The organism is Microbacterium sp. TNHR37B (assembly GCF_001620065.1).
Lineage (GTDB): Bacteria > Actinomycetota > Actinomycetes > Actinomycetales > Microbacteriaceae > Microbacterium.
Genome location: NZ_LQGV01000001.1, coordinates 921977 through 940821 on the forward strand (window position 1 = coordinate 921977; position 18845 = coordinate 940821).

The following is an 18845-nucleotide window of genomic DNA, read 5'->3' on the forward strand; positions in this document are numbered from 1 at the left end:
TAACAACCTGCCGTTACCGTTGAAGCCATGCGTGAACTCACCCGGACGGAAGCCATCGACCTCGTCGGACGCGGCGAGGCCGAGCAGGAACTTCCCGAGCAGATGCGCGCCGACGTCCGTCTGCTCGGCGGCCTCCTGGGACGGGTCCTGCGCGAGAGCGGGTCGCCGGGCCTCTTCGAGGACGTGGAGCGGCTGCGGTTGGCCACGATCGCCGCGTACACCGACGAGTCCCCCGAGGCGTTCGAGCGCGCCGAAGCGATCGCCGAATCGTTCTCGGTCGCCCGCGCCGACGAGGTCGCCCGCGCCTTCACCGTCTACTTCCACCTGGTCAACCTCGCCGAGGAGCACCAGCGCGTGCGCGTGCTCCGGGAGCGCGACGGACGTCCCGACCGCGAGGACGTCACCGACTCGGTCGCCGCCGCCTTCGTGCGCCTGGCGGCGGAGGTCGGCGACGACACCGCGCTGGAACGCCTTCAGCAGATGCGGTTCCACCCCGTGTTCACCGCCCACCCGACCGAAGCACGACGACGGGCCGTCTCCTCCAGCATCCGTCGCCTCGCGGCGCTGCTGACCGAGCACGACGCGGCGCTCCGAGGCGGGGCCGACGAGCGCCGCGCGGAACGGCGCATGCTCGAGGAAGTGGACACACTGTGGCGCACGGCTCCGCTGCGGGCTGAGAAGCCGACCCCGGTCGACGAGGTCCGCGCCATCATGGCCGTCTTCGACGAGACGTTGTACACCGCCGTTCCGCACGTCTACCGCCGCGTCGACGACGCGTTGCAGGGCCCCGCGGCGGGCGGCCGCGCTCCGGTCGTGCGTCCGTTCGTGCGCTTGGGCACGTGGGTCGGCGGCGATCGCGACGGCAACCCCTTCGTCACCGCCTCGGTGACCAAGAAGGCGGCCGCCATCGCGTCCGAGCACGTGCTCCTGGGCCTGGAGCACACGGCGGAGCGCATCGCGCGCACCCTCACACTCTCGGCCGACACCACTCCCCCGTCTCCCGCGCTCCAGTCCCTGCTCCAGCGCCTCGCGGCCGCCGACGAAGAGGGCGCGACCGACGCCGTCAAGCGCGCCAGCGGGGAGCCGCACAAGCGGGCGCTCTTGCTCATCACCCGACGGATCACCGCCACCCGCCTGCGCGACGCCGACCTCGCCTATCGCGACCCGGAGCATCTGCTGGCCGATCTGCGCGTGGTCCAGGACTCCCTCGTGGCCGCGCACGCGAGCCGCCAGGCCTACGGACACCTGCAGCAACTGCTGTGGCAGGTCGAGACCTTCGGTTTCCATCTGGCCGAGCTCGAGGTGCGTCAGCACTCCGCCGTCCACGCCAAGGTGCTCGCGGAGTGCGAGGCGGGCGGCCCGCTGAGCGACCAGGCCGAGGAGGTGCTGGACGTCTTCCGCACCATCGCGCAGGTCCAGCAGCGCTTCGGCCCGCGGGCGGCCGGCCGCTACATCGTGTCCTTCACCCAGTCGGCACAGGACCTCGCGAACGTGCACCGTCTCGCGCGCCACGCCGCGGGCGCTTCGGGAATCCTGCCCGTGCTCGACGTCATTCCGCTGTTCGAGACCTTCGCCGATCTGCAGGCCGCGCCGGCGATCATGGCGGAGGTGGTGGAATTCCCCGAGTTCGCGGCGCGCCTGGCCGCCACCGAGCGTCGCCTGGAAGTGATGCTCGGCTACTCGGACTCCTCGAAGGACGTCGGCCCCGTCGCCGCCAACCTCGCCCTCTACGAGGCGCAGGCGAAGATCGCCGCATGGGCCAAGGAGGCGGACATCCGCCTCACCCTCTTCCACGGTCGCGGAGGCGCGCTCGGACGCGGCGGCGGACCGGCGAACTCGGCGATCCTCGCCCAGCCCCCGCACTCCGTCGACGGACGGTTCAAGCTCACCGAGCAGGGCGAGGTCATCTTCGCGCGGTACGGCGACCCCGCCATCGCGATGCGGCACATCGACCAGGTCGCCGCCGCCGTACTCTTGGCCTCGGCGCCCTCCATCGAAAAGCGCAACAGCGACGCCGCCGACCGCTACGCCCACGTCGCCGCGACCATGGACACCGCCTCACGGGAGCGGTTCTTCTCGCTCGTGAAGGCAGACGGGTTCGCCTCCTGGTTCGCGACGGTCACCCCGATGGAGGAGATCGGGCTGCTGGCACTGGGTTCGCGCCCCGCGCGGCGCGGGCTGTCGGTGGAATCGCTGGAAGACCTCCGCGCGATTCCGTGGGTCTTCGCGTGGTCGCAAGCGCGCATCAACCTCGCCGGCTGGTTCGGTCTCGGTTCGGCGCTCGAGGCCGTCGGAGACGAGGATCTGCTCCGAGAGGCCTACGAGCAGTGGCCCCTCCTCCGCACCGTCATCGACAACGTGGGCATGAGCCTCGCCAAGGCCGACACCCGGATCGCCCGCCGCTACCTCACCCTCGGCGATCGCCCCGACCTCGCGGAGCTCGTCCTCGCCGAGATGGACCTCACGCGCGATTGGGTGGTCCGCATCACGGGAGGCGACGAACTGCTGGCGAACCGGCCCATCCTGCAGCGTGCCGTGAAGATGCGCGACCCGTACGTCGACGCGCTCTCGCTCTTGCAGCTGCGTGCGCTGCGCGTCCTCCGCACCGACGAGGCCGCAGCGTCCCCGGACTGGCAGCGACTGCTGCTGCTCTCGGTCTCCGGCGTCGCCGCGGGACTCCAGAACACCGGGTGACGAGCGGCCCGTCCAGGCGTCAGTCCTCGAGCCGCCGGTCGCTCGAGTGGCGGGAGAGCGATGAGGCGTAGCGTTCGGTGAGCTGCGTCATCAGGTCGGGCGTGTCACGGTCCAGGCCGAAGACGAACCCCGGGAAGTCCAGGTCGTGCTGACGCTCCCAGATCTCCTCGTGACGGTCGGGCGAGAGGACCTCCGCCGGGTCGCCCACCGCGACCCAGCCGATAGGGACGACGGTGCGCGGCGGCAGGACCGTCCGCAGATGCACGACCGCATTGATGCGCACTTCGCTCCCGGTGCCGATGCGCGCCCCGTTGAACACGCGCGTGCCGGTGGCCAGGAAGACCTCGTCCTCCACCACCGCTCCCGACACGCTCGCCATCGGCCCGACGAGGACGTGATCGCCGATGTGGACCGGGTGACTCGCGCTGGCGCGGACGAGGGCGTTCTCCATCACGATGACCGACGAGCCGAGGGTCACGGGGCCGCCCTCGGCGGTGAGGACCGCGCCGTGCAGGATCTGGCATCCGGCGCCGATCGTCACATCGCCGGAGATGACGGCGGTGGGAGCGACGACGGCTTGGGGGTGGATCCGGGGCTGCGCCCCGAGGTGCTCGAATCGCATGCCGCCAGCGTAGGGCCCGGTCGTCATCTGCGTCGAGGTGACCCGTGAGCGCCGCTAGGGTGAAACCCGGACCTCGCTCCACCCCGACCCGCCGCACCCGTACGGCAGGGCTCTCCCCGCCACATCCCTCGGCCAGAAAGCTCCACCATGACCGAAACGCTCACCGCCCTGCCCGCGTCCGTCCGGGAGGTGTTCCAGACGGTCGTCGCCCGCAATCCGCACGAGCCCGAGTTCCAGCAGGCCGTCCACGAGGTCCTGGTGTCGATCGCCCCAGTGCTGGACGAGCACCCGCAGTTCGTCGACGGCGGAATCCTCGAGCGCATCGTGGAGCCCGAGCGGCAGATCATGTTCCGCGTGCCGTGGGTCGACGACGCCGGCCGCCTGCAGGTCAACCGCGGCTATCGCGTGCAGTTCTCCTCCGTGCTCGGTCCGTACAAGGGCGGTCTTCGGTTCCACCCGTCGGTGAATCTGTCGATCGTGAAGTTCCTCGGCTTCGAGCAGATCTTCAAGAACGCGCTCACCGGACAGGGAATCGGCGGCGCCAAGGGCGGCAGCGACTTCGATCCGCACGGCCGCTCGGACGCTGAGGTCATGCGCTTCTGCCAGTCGTTCATGAGCGAGCTGTACCGCCACCTCGGTGAGCACACCGACGTCCCCGCCGGCGACATCGGCGTCGGCGCCCGCGAGATCGGATACCTGTTCGGGCAGTACCGCAAGATCACCAACCGGCACGAGTCGGGCATGTTCACCGGCAAGGGCGTGCAGTGGGGCGGTGCCGAGGTGCGCACCGAGGCCACCGGCTACGGCGCGGTGTTCTTCGCCGAGGAGATGCTCCGGATCCACCGCCGCTCTCTCGAGGGACTGCGGGTGTCGGTGTCCGGATCGGGCAACGTCGCGATCTACGCGATCGACAAGGCGTGGCAGCTCGGAGCGACCCCCGTGACCGCCTCGGACTCCTCCGGCTATGTCGTCGACGACGACGGGATCGATGTCGCCCTCCTCCGACAGGTCAAGGAGCAGGAACGGGCCCGGATCTCGGAGTATGCCGCACGCCGCCCGAACGCCCGCTTCGTCGACGGCGCCCGGCCGTGGGAGGTGCCCGTCGACGTCGCGATCCCCTCGGCCACGCAGAACGAGCTCGACGAGAGCGACGCCCGTGCCCTCATCGACAACGGCGTGCGCGCGGTCGCCGAGGGAGCCAACATGCCCTCGACACCCGGCGCCGTGGCGGCGTTGCAGGGCGCCGGCGTGCTGTTCGGTCCGGGGAAGGCCGCCAACGCCGGCGGGGTCGCCACGTCCGCGCTCGAGATGAGCCAGAACGCCTCGCGCCAGCGCTGGAGCTTCAGCGACAGCGAGCGCAAGCTCCGCTCGATCATGAAGGACGTGCACGACGCGGCCTTCGAGGCCGCTGACCGCTACGGACACGGCGGCGACTACGTCGTGGGCGCGAACTCGGCCGGCTTCGAACGGGTCGCCCACGCGATGCTCGCCCAGGGTGTGATCTAACCCGGGCGGTTCGCGCCCGAGGACCTGAACCGGCTCGCGGTCACGCGTCGGCTGCGCGACGCTCCGGGATCGGGAACATCTGGTCGAGCAGTTGCCGGGTCCAGGCCAGCAGATCGTCGGGGGCCACCGGCTCCCCTCCGGCCGTCGGCAGGGGGACGATCATCGCCTCGCCGCCGGCCAGCACCTTCGCCTTCGGGTGCAGGCGCTGCAGCCGCACTCTCAGGGAGTCGGGAAGGTGGGCGGGAGCGATCCGCAGGTTCGGCCCCATCGCGACGACGTCGGTGAGCTCCGACTGTGCGGCGCGGCGACGCAGGCGCGCCACCGCGAACAGCGCCTCCACCTCGGGAGGCGTCGCGCCGTAGCGATCGCGCAGCTCTTCGGCGACGAGATCGATGGCATCGGGCGCGGCGGTGACCGCGGCTGCCGCCGACAGCTTCTGGTACGCCTCCAACCGCAGGCGCTCACTGTCGATGTACGACTCGGGGATGCGCGCCTCGATCGGCAGTTCCAGCCGGAGCTCGGCCGGCCCGGCCGTGTCCTCGCCGCGGAAGGTGGCAACCGCCTCACCGATCATCCGGAGGTAGAGGTCGAACCCGACGCCCGCGATGTGTCCGGCCTGCTCGGCACCGAGGAGGTTTCCCGCGCCGCGCAGCTCGAGGTCTTTCAGGGCGACCTGCATGCCCGAGCCGAGGTCATTGTTGACCGCGATGGTCTCCAGGCGATCCGCCGCGGTCTCGCTCAACGGCTTCAGTTCGTCGTAGAGGAAGTAGGCGTACGCGCGTTCGCGTCCGCGACCGACCCGGCCGCGCAGCTGATGGAGCTGACTGAGCCCGTACTTGTCCGCACGGTCGATGATGATCGTGTTGGCGTTGGAGATGTCCAACCCGGTCTCGATGATCGTGGTCGAGACCAAGACGTCGGCGCGACGCTCCCAGAAGTCATCGACGACCTGTTCGAGCGCATGCTCGCCCATCTGCCCGTGGGCCACGGCGATCCGGGCCTCCGGCACGAGCTCCGCCAGATGTGCGGCGACCCGCTGGATCGACTGCACGCGATTGTGGACGTAGAAGACCTGACCCTCACGCAGCAGCTCACGCCGGATGGCGGCGGCGACCTGCTTGTCGCTGCGTGGTCCCACGTACGTGAGGATCGGATGGCGATCCTCGGGTGGCGTCTGGAGGGTCGACATCTCCCGGATGCCGGTGACGGCCATCTCCAGGGTGCGCGGGATCGGGGTCGCGCTCATCGCGAGGATGTCGACGTTGGTCTTGAGCTTCTTCAGCTGGTCCTTGTGCTCGACGCCGAATCGCTGCTCTTCGTCGATGATCATGAGTCCCAGGTCGCGGAAGACCACCTTCTCGGTGAGGATGCGGTGGGTGCCGATGACCATGTCGATCGTGCCGTCCAGGAGCCCGGCGATCGTGGCGCGCGCCTCCTTCTCGGACTGGAACCGCGACAGCGGGCGCACCTTCACGGGGAACCCGGCGAAGCGCTCGGTGAACGTCTCCAGGTGCTGCTTGACGAGGAGGGTCGTCGGCACGAGCATCGCAACCTGCTTGCCGTCCTGGATCGCTTTGAAAGCGGCGCGCACGGCCACTTCGGTCTTCCCGAAGCCGACGTCACCGCTGAGGAGACGGTCCATCGGGATGGGACGCTCCATGTCGGCCTTGATCTCATCGATCGTCTGGAGCTGGTCCTGCGTCTCGGCGAACGGGAACGCCTCCTCCAGCTCCCGCTGCCAGGGCGTGTCGGGACCGAAGGCGTGTCCCTTGGCCGCCATGCGTGCGGAGTAGAGCTTGACGAGCTCGACGGCGATGTCGCGCACGGCCTTTCGCGCACGCCCCTTGGCCGCCGCCCAGTCGCTCCCGCCCATCTTCGAGAGGGTCGGGGCCTCGCCGCCGACGTAGCGGGAAAGCTGGTCGAGCTGATCGGTGGGGACGAAGAGCTTGTCGCCCGGGAACCCGCGCTTGGACGGCGCGTACTCCAGGACGAGGTACTCACGCTGCGTCTTGACCGCATGGCGTCCGCCGCTGGAGACCTCGCGCTGCACGAGTTCCACGAAGCGCCCGATCCCGTGGGTCGCATGCACGACGACGTCTCCCGGCTTGAGCTGCAGCGGATCGACGACGTTGCGGCGCCGCGAGGCGAGCTTCTTGACGACACGGGAGTCGCCGCCGATCGTCCGGCCGTAGAACTCGTTCTCGGTGAGGACCGCGAGCCGCACCTCGGGCGATTGGAAGCCCGACTCCAGGGAGGCCACGACGGCGGTGGCGACGCCGGGCTCCGGAGCCGCCTCGAGCTCCGCGACGGTGCGGGCCGCAACCCCGCGCTCGGCCAGGACATCGCGGGCACGGTCGACGAGGCCGGCACCGCTCGCCGCGATCACGACGCTCCATCCGTCGGCGACGAGTCCGGCGACGTGACCGGTCGCGCCCTCCACGTTGCCCTGGAACGAGGGGACGGGCGCTGCCGGCACCCGCACCGCCCCATCCGCCTCGACGAGCCCCTCGGCATGCGCGTCGGCGGCCCCGGAGTCGAAACCGCTGAACGTCCACCAGACGCCGCCGCGTTCGGTCGCGGTCTCCCGCAGCTGGGGCAGCGTCAGGAAGTCGCCCGAACCGAGGTCGACGGGGGTGTCCGCCCCCGCGGTCGCGGCGCTCCAGGCCGCCTCGAGGAACTCCTGATTGGTCTCCCCCAGAGTCATCGCCCGCGTCACGGCGCGCTCCGGGTCGACCACGGCCGTCGCCGTGCCCCGAGGAAGGTAGTCCAGCAGCGGCACCACATCGTCGGCGACGGCGGGAAGGAGCGACTCCATCCCTTCGACGGGGATCCCCTCGCTCATCTTCTCGAGCATCGTGCGCAGACCGGGGAACGCGTCGCGGAGCCCGGCGGCGCGCTCCCGCACGCTCGGAGTCAGTAGGAGCTCGCGGCTGGGGACCAGAGTGGCCGAGGCGATCTCTCCGGGAAGGGACCGCTGGTCGGCGACGGAGAACGCGCGGATCTGATCGATCTCGTCGCCGAAGAACTCGACCCGGACGGGGTGATCGGCCGAGGGGGCGAAGACGTCGAGGATTCCCCCTCGCACCGCGAACTCGCCCCGCCGGGACACCATGTCGACCCGGTGGTAGGCCAGATCGATCAACCGGCGGACGACCTCGTCGAGCTCTTGGCCGCGAGCGCCGACGGTCAGCTCGACCACGCCGGCCGCGGTGAGCCCGGCCGCGAGCGGCTGGAGGGCGCTTCGGACCGAGGCGACCACGATGAGGGGCATCGAGCCGTCCCATGCTTGCGCGCGACGCAGCACCTCCAGACGGCGGCCGACGGTCTCGGCGCTCGGACTCAGTCGCTCGTGGGGCAGGGTCTCCCAGGCGGGGAACTCTCGCACGTCTGCTGTCGGGACCAGGGAACGCAGCGCCGTCGCGACGCTCTCGGCGCGGCGTCCGGTCGGGGTGATCACGAGGAGGGACGGCGCCGTGCCGCCCGCGGCACGCGCGTCGAGGAGAGCCGCCAGCAAGGGGGCGTCCAGGCCGGCGACGACGGAGAAGTCGGCATCGCGGCGGGCGTGCCGCAGGACCTCGGCGAAGGAATCGGACTGCGAAAGGGCGCGCACGATCCCGGCGACTGTCATCCCTCCAGTCTAGGCGTCGGGTCCGACACCACGCCGCCGAGGAGCGTCTTGCCGGCGACATCCGGCATCCTCCCGCCGTTCACCGGGTCGTCACCCCCTCTCCGTAGTGTCGCTCGTCCGACATCCCCCGGCAGACCCGCCGCGCGGGATCCGTCACCGAGGGACCCCCGCGGGGAATCCGAGAGGCCGACAGATGAGCACGCAGACCGTGACGCGCACTCCGGCGGGCGTGCGTGTGGGGCTGCGCCCTCCCGCCGAGGCCTACGCGTTCATCGGCGCGGACCATCCTCTCCAGCCCATCGCCGTCCTCGACGTCACCCTCCAGGAAGGCGAGGCCTTGGCCGCCATCGAGCTGGCCACGGTGTGCGAGTGCGACCTCCGCACGACGAGCTCCTCGCGAGCCGCCACCGTCCCGCAGATCCTGGGCCATGAGCAGGTGGGCCGGATCGTCGCCCTCGGCCCGGGGGATCCGGCGCTCACCGCCGACGGACGTGTCCTTGCGCTCGGAGATCGGGTGGTCTGGGCGCGCGAGGTCGCCTGCGGGCGGTGCGACGAGTGCCGCACCCGCTCCGCGGGAGCGGTCGAGCAGACGGCGGCATGCCGCCGGCCCCACCGCTACGGGCGCGAGCGGGCGACGCGAGGGTGGGAGCTCTCGGGCGGGATCGCCACGCACGTGCATCTGCTCGCCGGAACCGTCGTCTTCCGCGCACGGGACTGGGTCCCCGCCGCGGTGCTCGCCCCGGCCGCCTGTGCCGGCGCGGCCGCCACCGCCGCGCTCGACTCCGCCGCCCGGCAGCAACCACTCGAAGGGGCCCGCGTCGTGATCTCCGACGCGGGGATGCGCGGTGTCACCGCCGCGGCGATGGCTGCGGCCCGCGGGGCCGTGGTCACGGTGCTGGACGCGGATCCCGTCCGCCGGCAACGCGCGCTTCGCTTCGGCGCCTCCGCCGTGTTCGCCCCCGACGTCTCTCCGAAGGGGCACGACGTCGCGCTGGACTTCGTCGGAACGACCGAGGCCGTCGACGCCGTCGCTGCCCGAACGCGTCACGGTGGCCTGATCGTCGTGGCCGGCGACGACGCTGCGCCACAGAGACGTCTGGTCCAGACCGCATCGGTGATCTCACGCGAGCTTCGCGTGCATGTCGTCGAGAAGGTCGAGCCCGTCCACGTGGGTCAGGCGCTGGCGTTCCTCGAGCGCGCCGATGCCGCTGTGTTCGCCGAGGCGGTCGGTGAGACCGTGCCGTTGCGCGAGGCGCCGCGCGCCTTCACGGCCGCGCCTCACCTGCGCCTCCGCACCGCGATCCGCCCCTGAGACGCCCTCTCCATCGAGCTCGCGGCGGCCGGGGGGCGCCCCGAGCGGCGGTCTCAGGATCGGGGGGCGTGCCAGCGCTGCTGCGCGGCCAGAAGGCCCTCGCCGACCACCTGCTCGACGGCGTCCGCCGCATCCGAGACGAGGGACGGGAGCACGGCGCGCTCGGTCGCCGAGAACGGATCGAGGACCCAATCGGCGGGGTCCTGGCGGCCGGGCGGCCTCCCGATGCCCACCCGCACGCGGGCGAACTCCGGCGTTCCCAGGGCCTTGGTGACGTCGCGGACCCCATTGTGCCCCCCATGGCCGCCGCCGACCTTGAGCTTGAGCGAGTCGAACGGGATGTCCAGCTCATCGTGGACGACGATCACGTGGTCGGGCGATATGCCGTAGAACGCCGTCAGCGCCGACACCGGACCTCCCGACACGTTCATGAAGGAGTTCGGCTGGGCCAAGACCATCTTCGCCGCGCCCGGGCGCAGCCACGTCTCCGCGACGCGAGCGTTCGCCTTGTGGGAGCGGAGGGTCTCGGACCGTCGCGCCGCGAGCTCGTCCACCACGAGCTGTCCGATGTTGTGGCGCGTGCGTTCGTATCGGGGCCCGGGATTACCGAGTCCCACCACGAGCCAGGTGTCAGCCATGCGCATGCCTTTCACGACGATGCCCGCCGTCGCCATGAGCGGCGTCGGCGGGCATCGTCATACGGGAGGGTGTCGCGATTACTCGCCGTCCTCGGCCGAATCGGCCTGCTCCTCGGCCACGGCCTCGTCGGCGGCCTCGATCTCATCGGCCTCGGCGATCGTCGCGGCCGGGACGGAGATGGCGACGATGAGCGTCTCGGCGTCGGTCACGAGCGACGCACCCCGCGGCAGGGTCAGGTCTGCGGCCGTGATGTGCGTGCCGTCCTCGAGACCCTCGACGTCGACCTCGATGTTCTCGGGGATGTGGGTGGCCTCGACCTCGAGCAGGACGGTCGTGTTGTCGAGGTTGGCGATCGTGCCGGAGAACGGCTCGCCGACGACGGTCACGGGCACATCGACCTGGATCTTCTCGCCCTTCTTCACGACCAGGAGGTCGATGTGCTCGATGATCTGGCGCACCGGGTCCTTCTGGACGTCCTTGACGAGGGTGAGCTGCTGGGTGCCGTCGACCTCGAGCTCGAGGACCGCGTTGGCGCGGCGGACGAGCAGGGAGACCTGGTGGCCGGGAAGGGCCACGTGGACGGGGGTGGTGCCATGCCCGTAGATGACGGCGGGGATCTTGCCGGCGGCGCGAAGGCGACGCGCGAAGCCCTTGCCGAAGTTCTCGCGGGTCTCGGCGATGACCTTGGTGTCGGTCTCGGTCGACATTGTTGTTCTCCTTGTGGACCGCTACCGGCCCGGATGTGGGGTCTGTGGTTTCGACTCGAACGCACGCGCGTGAGGAAGCCATCAGGAGAACGGAGGAGGAAATCCACCGCCTGCATCTCCAGGCCGAATCACCGCGTCGATCACGGATGCGTGAACGCACCCCTCGCCGAAGGACACCGTGAGTCTACCAGGACGCCCGCTACGATGGGGACGAGCCCGCACCGACCAGGAGGAACCATGGACTACGGCTGGATGTCGCACGCACTTCTGTGGCTGATCGGCCTGATGTCGATCGGAGCCACGCTGGGAGCGCTCGGCGCGCTCTGGTCGATGGGGCGCTCCAACTACCGCAAGGACTGAGCCTCGCGGAGAGACGCGATCCGGCCGACCACCGATTCCAGGTCGGCGTCGTTGGCGACGCGGATGCCCGGCTCGTCTGTGGCCAGCGGCTCGAGAGTGGCCAGTTGCGAGTCCAGCAGCGCCGGCGGCATGAAGTGATCCCGCCGCGACATACGCGTCTTCAGCTCTCCCTCATCGACGACGAGCTCGACGAACCAGGCGTCACTGCACGTCTCTCGAATCCGGTCGCGGTAGGCGCGACGCAGCGCGGAGCACGCGACCACCACGGGAGCCTGTCTCATCAGGACCAGGGCGACGGCGTCGAGCCACGGCGCCCTGTCGGCGTCGTCGAGGGGCACCCCCGCCGCCATCTTGGCGACGTTCGCTCGCGGGTGGAGGTCGTCGCCGTCCACGAACCGCGCACCGCGGCGGGCGGCCAGCGCCGCACCCACGAGCGACTTCCCCGATCCGCTCGGCCCCATCACGACGATCCGGCTCATTCCGGTTCCTTTCTTCCCCTGCGACGCGGAGGCGTCCGGCGCACACGGCCCTGGAGGCTTTCGTCGGCTCGAACGCCCCGGTGTCGAGCCTAGGCGCTGACGTCATCCGGCCACACGCCGATACGCATCCGACTACGCTGAGAGGTACCCCGAGCGTGTGACGACGCCCTGCCGCGTGTCGCCACCCCGAGCGTCTATCTGAGGAGATCTCTGTGCCGGACCAGCCTGTCGCCAACATCGGAGTCGTCGGACTCGCCGTCATGGGATCCAACCTGGCGCGCAACCTGGCCTCGCGAGAGGGCAACACCGTCGCGGTGTACAACCGCAGCCGCTCCAAGACCGACGAGCTGGTGTCCACTCACCCCGAAGCCGGTTTCGTGCCGGCGTTCTCCTACGAGGAGTTCGCCGCTTCACTCCAGAAGCCCCGCACCGCGATCATCATGGTCAAGGCGGGCCGGCCGACCGACGCGGTCATCGAAGAGCTCATGAACGTGTTCGAGCCCGGCGACATCATCGTCGACGGCGGCAACTCGCTGTTCACGGACACGATCCGCCGCGAGAAAGCGGTCGGCGAGCGCGGGTTCAACTTCGTCGGAATGGGCGTGTCCGGAGGCGAGGAGGGTGCTCTGCACGGCCCGTCGCTGATGCCCGGCGGCCCCGACGCCTCCTGGGTCACGCTCGGTCCGATACTCCGCTCCATCGCCGCCGTCGCCGAGGGCGAGCCGTGCGTCACCCACGTGGGCCACGACGGCGCCGGACACTTCGTCAAGATGGTCCACAACGGCATCGAGTACGCCGACATGCAGCTGATCGCGGAGGCGTACGACCTCATCCGTCGCGGCACGGGCAAGAGCCCCGCCGAGATCGCCGACATCTTCGCCGAGTGGAACCGCGGCGAGCTCGAGTCGTACCTGATCGAGATCACCGCGGAGGTGCTGCGGCAGAACGACGCCGCGACGGGGCTCCCCCTCGTCGACGTCATCGTCGACGAGGCCGGCGCGAAGGGCACTGGCGCGTGGACCGTGCAGACCGCGCTGGATCTGGGCGTGCCGGTCTCGGGTATCGCGGAGGCGACCTTCGCCCGGTCGTTGTCCAGCCACCGCGAGCAGCGCGACGTCGCGGGATCGCTGCCGGGGCCGAGCGAGGACTCGTTCACGGTCGAGGACGTCGACGCGTTCGTGGAGCAGGTGCGCCTCGCCCTCTACGCCTCGAAGATCGTCGCCTACTCGCAGGGCTTCGACGAGATCCGCGCCGGGGCGGCGCAGTACGGCTGGAACATCGATCTCGGTGCGATCTCGAAGATCTGGCGGGCGGGCTGCATCATCCGGGCGCAGTTCCTCAACCGCATCGCCGACGCCTACGACGCCCAGCCCGATCTGCCCGTGCTGCTGACGGCCCCCTACTTCGTCGACGCGCTCACCCGTGCGCAGGACGCGTGGCGGAAGACCGTGACGATCGCCGCGGAAGCGGGGATCCCCGCGCCGGCGTTCTCGTCGTCGCTGGCTTACTACGACGGCCTGCGGGCCGAGCGCCTGCCGGCCGCCCTCATCCAGGGACAGCGCGACTTCTTCGGGGCACACACCTACCGCCGGACCGATGCCGCGGGCACCTTCCACACGCTGTGGTCGGGTGACCGGTCCGAGGTCGAGGCCGAGGACACGCACTGAGCGGCACCATCGACACGACCGCGTTCCGCGTCCAGCGAGTCGCGGCGCGCGTCGTGCTCGCGCTCTTGTCGGCGGCGTACCTCTGGGCAGTCGCCTGGATGACCCTCCGCGCCGCACCGTACGGATCGGACATCGGCGCGGCGCTCGACCGGCTTCTCGCGTGGCTGGCAGAACGTCCGTCGACCGCGTGGATCACGTTCGATCGCATCGAGTTCGCCGCCAATGTGGCGATGTTCGTCCCGCTCGGGATCTTCGCCGTGCTGTGGTTCGGCGTGCGACGCTGGTGGACGGCGCCGCTGCTCGGTTTCCTCGCCAGCGGCGCGATCGAGCTGACCCAGGCAGCATTCCTCGACAGCCGCGTCGCCGACGTACGAGACCTCGTCTCCAACACGCTCGGCGCGATCATCGGCATGCTGCTCATGCTGCTGCTCGCCTTCCTGCTGTCGTCCTCTCGCCCCCGACGCTGAGAACCCCGCATCCCCGCCGCGTCCTGCGCCGGGCACCCAGGGGGAGGAAGGGGTGCGGGCGCGGGAGCGACGCGGATGCGGGGAGTCGTGCAGTCAGCGGGTGATGTCGCGGACCGTGCCCTTCTCCAGCCGCAGTCGACGACGGGCGCGACGCGCCACCGCGGAGTCGTGGGTGACGACGACGAGCGTCAGCCCGTCGGCGTTGAGGGCCCCCAGCACGGCGAGGATCTCCTCGCGCATCGACTCGTCGAGGTTCCCGGTCGGCTCGTCGGCCAACAACACCCGTGGCCGCTTGGCGATGGCCCGCGCGATCGCCACGCGCTGCTGCTGACCGCCCGACAGCTCGCCCGGAAGGTGCTCGGACCGCTCCCCCAGACCGACATGGTCGAGCGCATCGGCGACCCGAGCGGAGCGCTCGTCGCGGTCCAGACCGAGCGGTTCCAGCCCCATCCCGACGTTCTCGGCGGCCGTCAGGGTCGGGATGAGATTGAACGCCTGGAAAACGAAACCGATCTCGGTGGCCCGCACGCGCCCCTGGACCGCCGACGACGCGCTGGCGAGGTCGGTGTCCCCGATGAAGACGTGACCGCTCGTCGGCGTATCGAGTGCTCCGAGCAGTTGCAGCAGCGTCGACTTCCCTCCCCCGGTCGGCCCCTGGATGGTGACGAAGTCCCCCTGCGCGATCTCGAGGTCGACGTCCCTGAGGGCGTGGATCTCTCTGCCCTTCTGCCGGTAGGTCTTGGTCACCGAGGCGAGTCGGTAGGCGGGGAGGTCGGGCGAGGGGATGCCGCCGGTGGGCTCGGTCTGTGTCATGGTCATCTCTGTCTCCTGGTGAGGTACGGGTCAAGCGAGGGCACGGAGGGCTTCTGCGGGCCGGAGGCGGGCAGCCCGCCATCCGCCGAACGCGCCGGCGATGAGGCCTCCCGCGACGGCCAACAGCAGCGCGGCGAGGACGATCCCGACGGACAGCGGCGCGCTCAGGACGATGTCGCTCGCGTTCTGGGCGAGCGGGCCGAGGCCGCCGCCCATGCCGCCGGGGCCCCTGCCGACGGTCGTCTCGGCGGGCGTGGACGAGATCGTCGGAGCGGCGAGGGTGACCGCCGTCGCCCCGGCAACGCCGAGAAGGACCCCGGCGACGCCGCCGAGGAGGGACTGGACGACGGACTCGCCGGCGACCTGGCCGACGACGCGACGCTGGGACCACCCGATGGCCTTGAGCGTGCCGATCTCGCGGGTGCGGCGAGAGATCCCGGAGACGGTGAACAGCACGGCGAGGGCGACGGCGACCGCGAGCACGATGATCGACAGCCACGTGCCGAGGCTGGTGATCAGCGAGCTGGCGCTGGCGAGGGAGCCCGACACCGTCGAGGCGAGCTCGGACTGCGAGCTCACCGTCGCGTCGGGCAGGGCCTTCTGCACGGCCGCCTGAACGGTGGAGATCTGGTCGCTGGAGGCGGCGTGGACGTAGACGGTGGAGACCACCTCCCCCGCACCGGACAGTTCCTGGGCCACGTCGAGCGGGATGTACACGTTCGCGGCTGTATCGGCGTCGGAGGAGGACGAGGCAACGATCCCGACGATCTCGAACGATGTGCCGCCCACGTCGATCGTGTCGCCGACGGCGAGCTCCGAGCTGGCGGCGTACGTGGCGTCGAGGACGGCGACCTTGCGTCCGGCGTCGGCCTCGGTCAGGGCGCGTCCCCCCGACACCTCGACGGCCGACAGGGGGCCGACGGCCGTGTCGACGGCGTCGATGCCCAGCACGGTGAAGGAGTCGACGTCGAACGAGCCGCCGCCGAATCCGCCTCCACCGCCCGTCGGGTCGCCGGGGTCGCCCTCGGGAGCGGTCTGGCTGGACCCTCCTCCGTCGGCGCCGCCGGGACGCTGCGGCAGTTCGCCGTCGAATGTCATGTTGGTCAGGCTCAGAGCGCCCGAGGCCTCCGAGACTCCCTCGACGGACGCCACGGTCTGTACCGTGTCCGCCGCGAGGGTGCTCCGTCCGAAGTCGGTGATCAGGCGCGACTGGCTGAGGGTGGTGGTCCCGTCGTCGTCGGTGTCGCCACTGTCCTCATCGAAATCGAACTGCCGTCCTCCGTCGCCTCGCTCCCCCGGCTCGGCTTGCGCCCCGGTGACGGTGAGATCGGTGCCGACGCCGTACACCGACTCCAGCGCCTGTGCCTGCGCGTCGCGGACACCCGCCGACAGCGCGTTGACGATGATGACGAGCGCGACGGCGATCGCCAGACCGAGCGCAACGATCACGGTCTGTTTGGTGCGCCCGGCGAGCTCTCGCCGCAGATACGTCCAATACATGTCTCTCCTCTCCGCGCACGGGCTCGGGCGCACACTCCTCCGGTGCGCTCTCGGGAGCCGTGGCCGATGATCCGACGCTAAGGAGGGCTCTTCTGCGCCCGTGTGGCGCGGCTATGCAGTCCGTATGGGCGATCGCGAGGCGCCCGAAGAGCAAGCGGCTGCTTTTCACAGAGAGCGCATAGGAGCGTCCATAGGAAAGCCACAGGATGTGGCGGACACTGGATGTCATGACCGCTGCTTCCTCGCCCGCCCTCCGTCGCGCCGACGGTTCGCCCCTGCGCGTCCTCGTCGTCGACGACGAACAGATGCTGACCGACCTTCTGTCGATGGCTCTACGGATGGAGGGGTGGGATGTGCGGACGGCGGGCTCCGGCTACGACGCCCTGACGGTCACGCGGGAGTTCGACCCCGACGCGCTGGTGCTGGACATCATGATGCCCGACCTCGACGGGATGTCGGTGCTGCAACGCCTGCGTCACGGGGGCAACGACGTGCCGGTCCTGTTCCTCACCGCCAAGGACGCCGTCGCCGATCGCGTCGCAGGCCTCACGGCGGGCGGTGACGACTACGTCACGAAACCCTTCAGCCTCGAGGAGGTCGTGGCTCGACTGCGCGGACTCATGCGTCGGGCAGGGACGGCGACCGCAGGCGGCGCGGATCCCATCCTGCGGGTGGGAGACCTCACGCTGAACGAGGACTCGCACGAAGTGGAACGACACGGTACCGAGATCGAGCTCACCGCGACGGAGTTCGAGCTCCTGCGCTTCCTGATGCGCAACCAGCGGCGCGTGGTGTCCAAGGCACAGATCCTCGATCGCGTGTGGAACTACGACTTCGGCGGACGCTCGAGCGTCGTCGAGCTCTACATCTCCTACCTGCGCAAGAAGATCGACGCCGGGCGCGAGCCGCTCATCCACACGGTGCGCGGCGTCGGGTACATGATCAAAGCACCGCAATGAGCCGGCGCCGTTCGCGCCCGCATCGCTGGAGCCTGCAGACGCGACTCATCGTCGCGGTCATCTCCTTCGTCGCCTTCATCCTCGTCGCCGTGGGCGCGGCGACGGGAACGATCCTCCGATCGATCCTCGTCGAGAACCTCGATGCACAGGTGACCTCGGCGGCCGAGCGCGTACCCGCGGCCGCCACCGGCGACGCGGCGGACACGGTGGCGGGCAGGCAGCCCGGAACGCTCCTGATCGTCAACAACCTCACCGGCCTCACCGGGGCGTACGTGGCCCGCGACGGCGAGACCGTCGCGTTGACCGGCGCCAAGCTCAGCGCCGTCATGAACAGCCTCACGGCCCCCGAGCACGGCGGATGGACGAACGGGACCGTCGCCGGGGTCGGCGACTACCGCCTGCGGGTGCTGTCGGGGCCGGCGGGGAGCACCTACATCGTCGGGATGCCCACATCGGAAGTGACCGCGCTCGTCGCCCACATCCTCACGACCGTGACACTGCTGACCCTCGGTGGGCTGCTCGTGCTCGCCTCGGTGATCGCGTTCGTGATCCGCCAGTCGCTCCGGCCGTTGCGCGCCGTCGCGGACACGGCGACCCGCGTCGCCGTCATGCCGCTCGACTCGGGAGATGTCGCCATCACCGAGCGCGTGCCCGCCGCGCACGCCGACGCCTCGGACGAGATCGGACGCGTGGGCGCCGCCCTCAACACCCTCCTCGACCACGTCGACACCTCACTGGCCGCCCGACAGCGCAACGAGGAGCGCATGCGCGCCTTCGTCGCCGATGCCAGTCATGAGCTGCGGACTCCGCTGGCCGCGATCCGCGGCTACTCGGAGCTCTCCCTGCGTTCGCTCGGCCAGAACGGTCCCCGGGCGACCAAACCGCAGCTGCAGGAGGCCACCGCGCAGTCTCGGGCGGGGCTCGAGCGCATTCAGGCGGCATCCCTCCGGATGACCACCCTCGTGGAGGATCTGCTGCTCCTGGCGCGGCTGGACGAGGGGAAGGAGCTCGTCTATGGTGCCGTGGACCTCAGTCGCACCGTCGTCGACGCTGCGGCGGACGCGCAGGTGGCCGGCCCCGACCACCGCTGGAGCATCGAGGTCGCAGAGGAGCCGGTCGTCGTCGCCGGCGACGGAGCGCGACTGCACCAGGTCGTCGCCAACCTCCTCACCAATGCCCGCGTGCACACACCCGCCGGCACCCACGTGACCGTCTCGGTCGCCGCCGACGCCGGGGACGCCGTGGTCCGCGTGCACGACGACGGGCCCGGCATCGATCCGACGATCGCCGACGAGATCTTCGAGCGCTTCTCCCGGGCCGACACATCCCGCGCCCGGCAGACCGGCGGAACGGGGCTTGGACTGTCGATCGTGAAGGCGATCGTCACCGCCCACGACGGCACGATCACCGTGGCGAGCGAACCGGGGTCGACCACTTTCGAGGTGCGCCTGCCCGCCCGTCCCTCGGCTCCGGCCTGAACTCCCGAGAGCCG

Annotated in this window: 15 protein-coding genes; 8 read left to right on the forward strand and 7 right to left on the reverse strand. The window is 70.5% G+C overall.

The window, feature by feature from the left end; all coding sequences use genetic code 11:
- The first annotated feature begins 27 nt into the window (after positions 1-27).
- A complete protein-coding gene (locus AVP41_RS04555) occupies positions 28-2694 on the forward strand; it encodes a phosphoenolpyruvate carboxylase (protein WP_067161338.1) in 2667 nt (888 codons plus the stop codon).
- A gap of 19 nt (positions 2695-2713) precedes the next feature.
- Here the strand turns inward: AVP41_RS04555 and AVP41_RS04560 are convergent, their stop codons facing one another.
- On the reverse strand, positions 2714-3316 hold the full coding sequence (locus AVP41_RS04560; protein ID WP_067162792.1) for a gamma carbonic anhydrase family protein: 603 nt from the start codon (positions 3314-3316) through the stop codon (positions 2714-2716).
- Positions 3317-3463: 147 nt separating this feature from the next.
- Here AVP41_RS04560 and gdhA point away from each other — a divergent pair, with 147 nt between their 5' ends.
- Positions 3464-4822, forward strand: a complete 1359-nt coding sequence (gene gdhA, locus AVP41_RS04565; protein WP_067161343.1) for an NADP-specific glutamate dehydrogenase — start codon at positions 3464-3466, stop codon at positions 4820-4822.
- Positions 4823-4862: 40 nt separating this feature from the next.
- On the opposite strand, the gene mfd is transcribed toward gdhA, so the two are convergent.
- Complete coding sequence (gene mfd / locus AVP41_RS04570; protein WP_067161346.1) at positions 4863-8450, reverse strand: transcription-repair coupling factor; 3588 nt, start codon at positions 8448-8450, stop codon at positions 4863-4865.
- A gap of 193 nt (positions 8451-8643) precedes the next feature.
- On the opposite strand from mfd, the gene AVP41_RS04575 reads away from it, so the two are divergent.
- A complete protein-coding gene (locus AVP41_RS04575; RefSeq protein ID WP_067161349.1) occupies positions 8644-9762 on the forward strand; it encodes an alcohol dehydrogenase catalytic domain-containing protein in 1119 nt (372 codons plus the stop codon).
- Positions 9763-9815: 53 nt separating this feature from the next.
- Here AVP41_RS04575 and pth read toward each other — a convergent pair whose 3' ends face one another.
- Positions 9816-10400: an aminoacyl-tRNA hydrolase gene (pth, locus tag AVP41_RS04580; protein ID WP_067162794.1), complete on the reverse strand. Its 585-nt coding sequence runs from the start codon at positions 10398-10400 to the stop codon at positions 9816-9818.
- A gap of 78 nt (positions 10401-10478) precedes the next feature.
- Positions 10479-11108 (reverse strand): 50S ribosomal protein L25/general stress protein Ctc, encoded by a 630-nt coding sequence (locus AVP41_RS04585; RefSeq protein WP_067161350.1) that lies wholly within the window; start codon positions 11106-11108, stop codon positions 10479-10481.
- A gap of 237 nt (positions 11109-11345) precedes the next feature.
- Here AVP41_RS04585 and AVP41_RS16990 point away from each other — a divergent pair, with 237 nt between their 5' ends.
- Entirely contained in the window at positions 11346-11468 is a 123-nt protein-coding gene (locus AVP41_RS16990; RefSeq protein WP_269454406.1) for a hypothetical protein, read from the forward strand.
- Here AVP41_RS16990 and AVP41_RS04590 read toward each other — a convergent pair.
- Positions 11453-11947 (reverse strand): gluconokinase, encoded by a 495-nt coding sequence (locus tag AVP41_RS04590; RefSeq protein WP_067161359.1) that lies wholly within the window; start codon positions 11945-11947, stop codon positions 11453-11455. The genes AVP41_RS16990 and AVP41_RS04590 overlap by 16 nt on opposite strands.
- A gap of 260 nt (positions 11948-12207) precedes the next feature.
- On the opposite strand from AVP41_RS04590, the gene gndA reads away from it, so the two are divergent.
- Both gndA and AVP41_RS04600 read left to right on the forward strand, forming a co-directional pair.
- Positions 12208-13614, forward strand: a complete 1407-nt coding sequence (gndA, locus tag AVP41_RS04595) for an NADP-dependent phosphogluconate dehydrogenase (protein WP_231902701.1) — start codon at positions 12208-12210, stop codon at positions 13612-13614.
- A gap of 53 nt (positions 13615-13667) precedes the next feature.
- Complete coding sequence (locus tag AVP41_RS04600; protein WP_231902660.1) at positions 13668-14081, forward strand: VanZ family protein; 414 nt, start codon at positions 13668-13670, stop codon at positions 14079-14081.
- Between the two features lie 93 nt (positions 14082-14174).
- Here AVP41_RS04600 and AVP41_RS04605 read toward each other — a convergent pair whose 3' ends face one another.
- Together AVP41_RS04605 and AVP41_RS04610 are read right to left on the reverse strand one after the other, a co-directional pair.
- Entirely contained in the window at positions 14175-14900 is a 726-nt protein-coding gene (locus AVP41_RS04605; RefSeq protein ID WP_067161365.1) for an ABC transporter ATP-binding protein, read from the reverse strand.
- Positions 14901-14924: 24 nt separating this feature from the next.
- Positions 14925-16394, reverse strand: coding sequence for an ABC transporter permease (locus AVP41_RS04610; protein ID WP_067161367.1), 1470 nt, complete (start codon positions 16392-16394; stop codon positions 14925-14927).
- Between the two features lie 227 nt (positions 16395-16621).
- On the opposite strand from AVP41_RS04610, the gene AVP41_RS04615 reads away from it, so the two are divergent.
- Both AVP41_RS04615 and AVP41_RS04620 read left to right on the forward strand, forming a co-directional pair.
- The gene (locus AVP41_RS04615) at positions 16622-17353 is read left to right on the forward strand and encodes a response regulator transcription factor (RefSeq protein ID WP_067161370.1); all 732 of its coding nucleotides are present in this window, start codon (positions 16622-16624) and stop codon (positions 17351-17353) included.
- Complete coding sequence (locus AVP41_RS04620; RefSeq protein WP_067161374.1) at positions 17350-18831, forward strand: sensor histidine kinase; 1482 nt, start codon at positions 17350-17352, stop codon at positions 18829-18831. The genes AVP41_RS04615 and AVP41_RS04620 overlap by 4 nt, the downstream gene beginning before the upstream one ends.
- Positions 18832-18845: the final 14 nt, after the last annotated feature.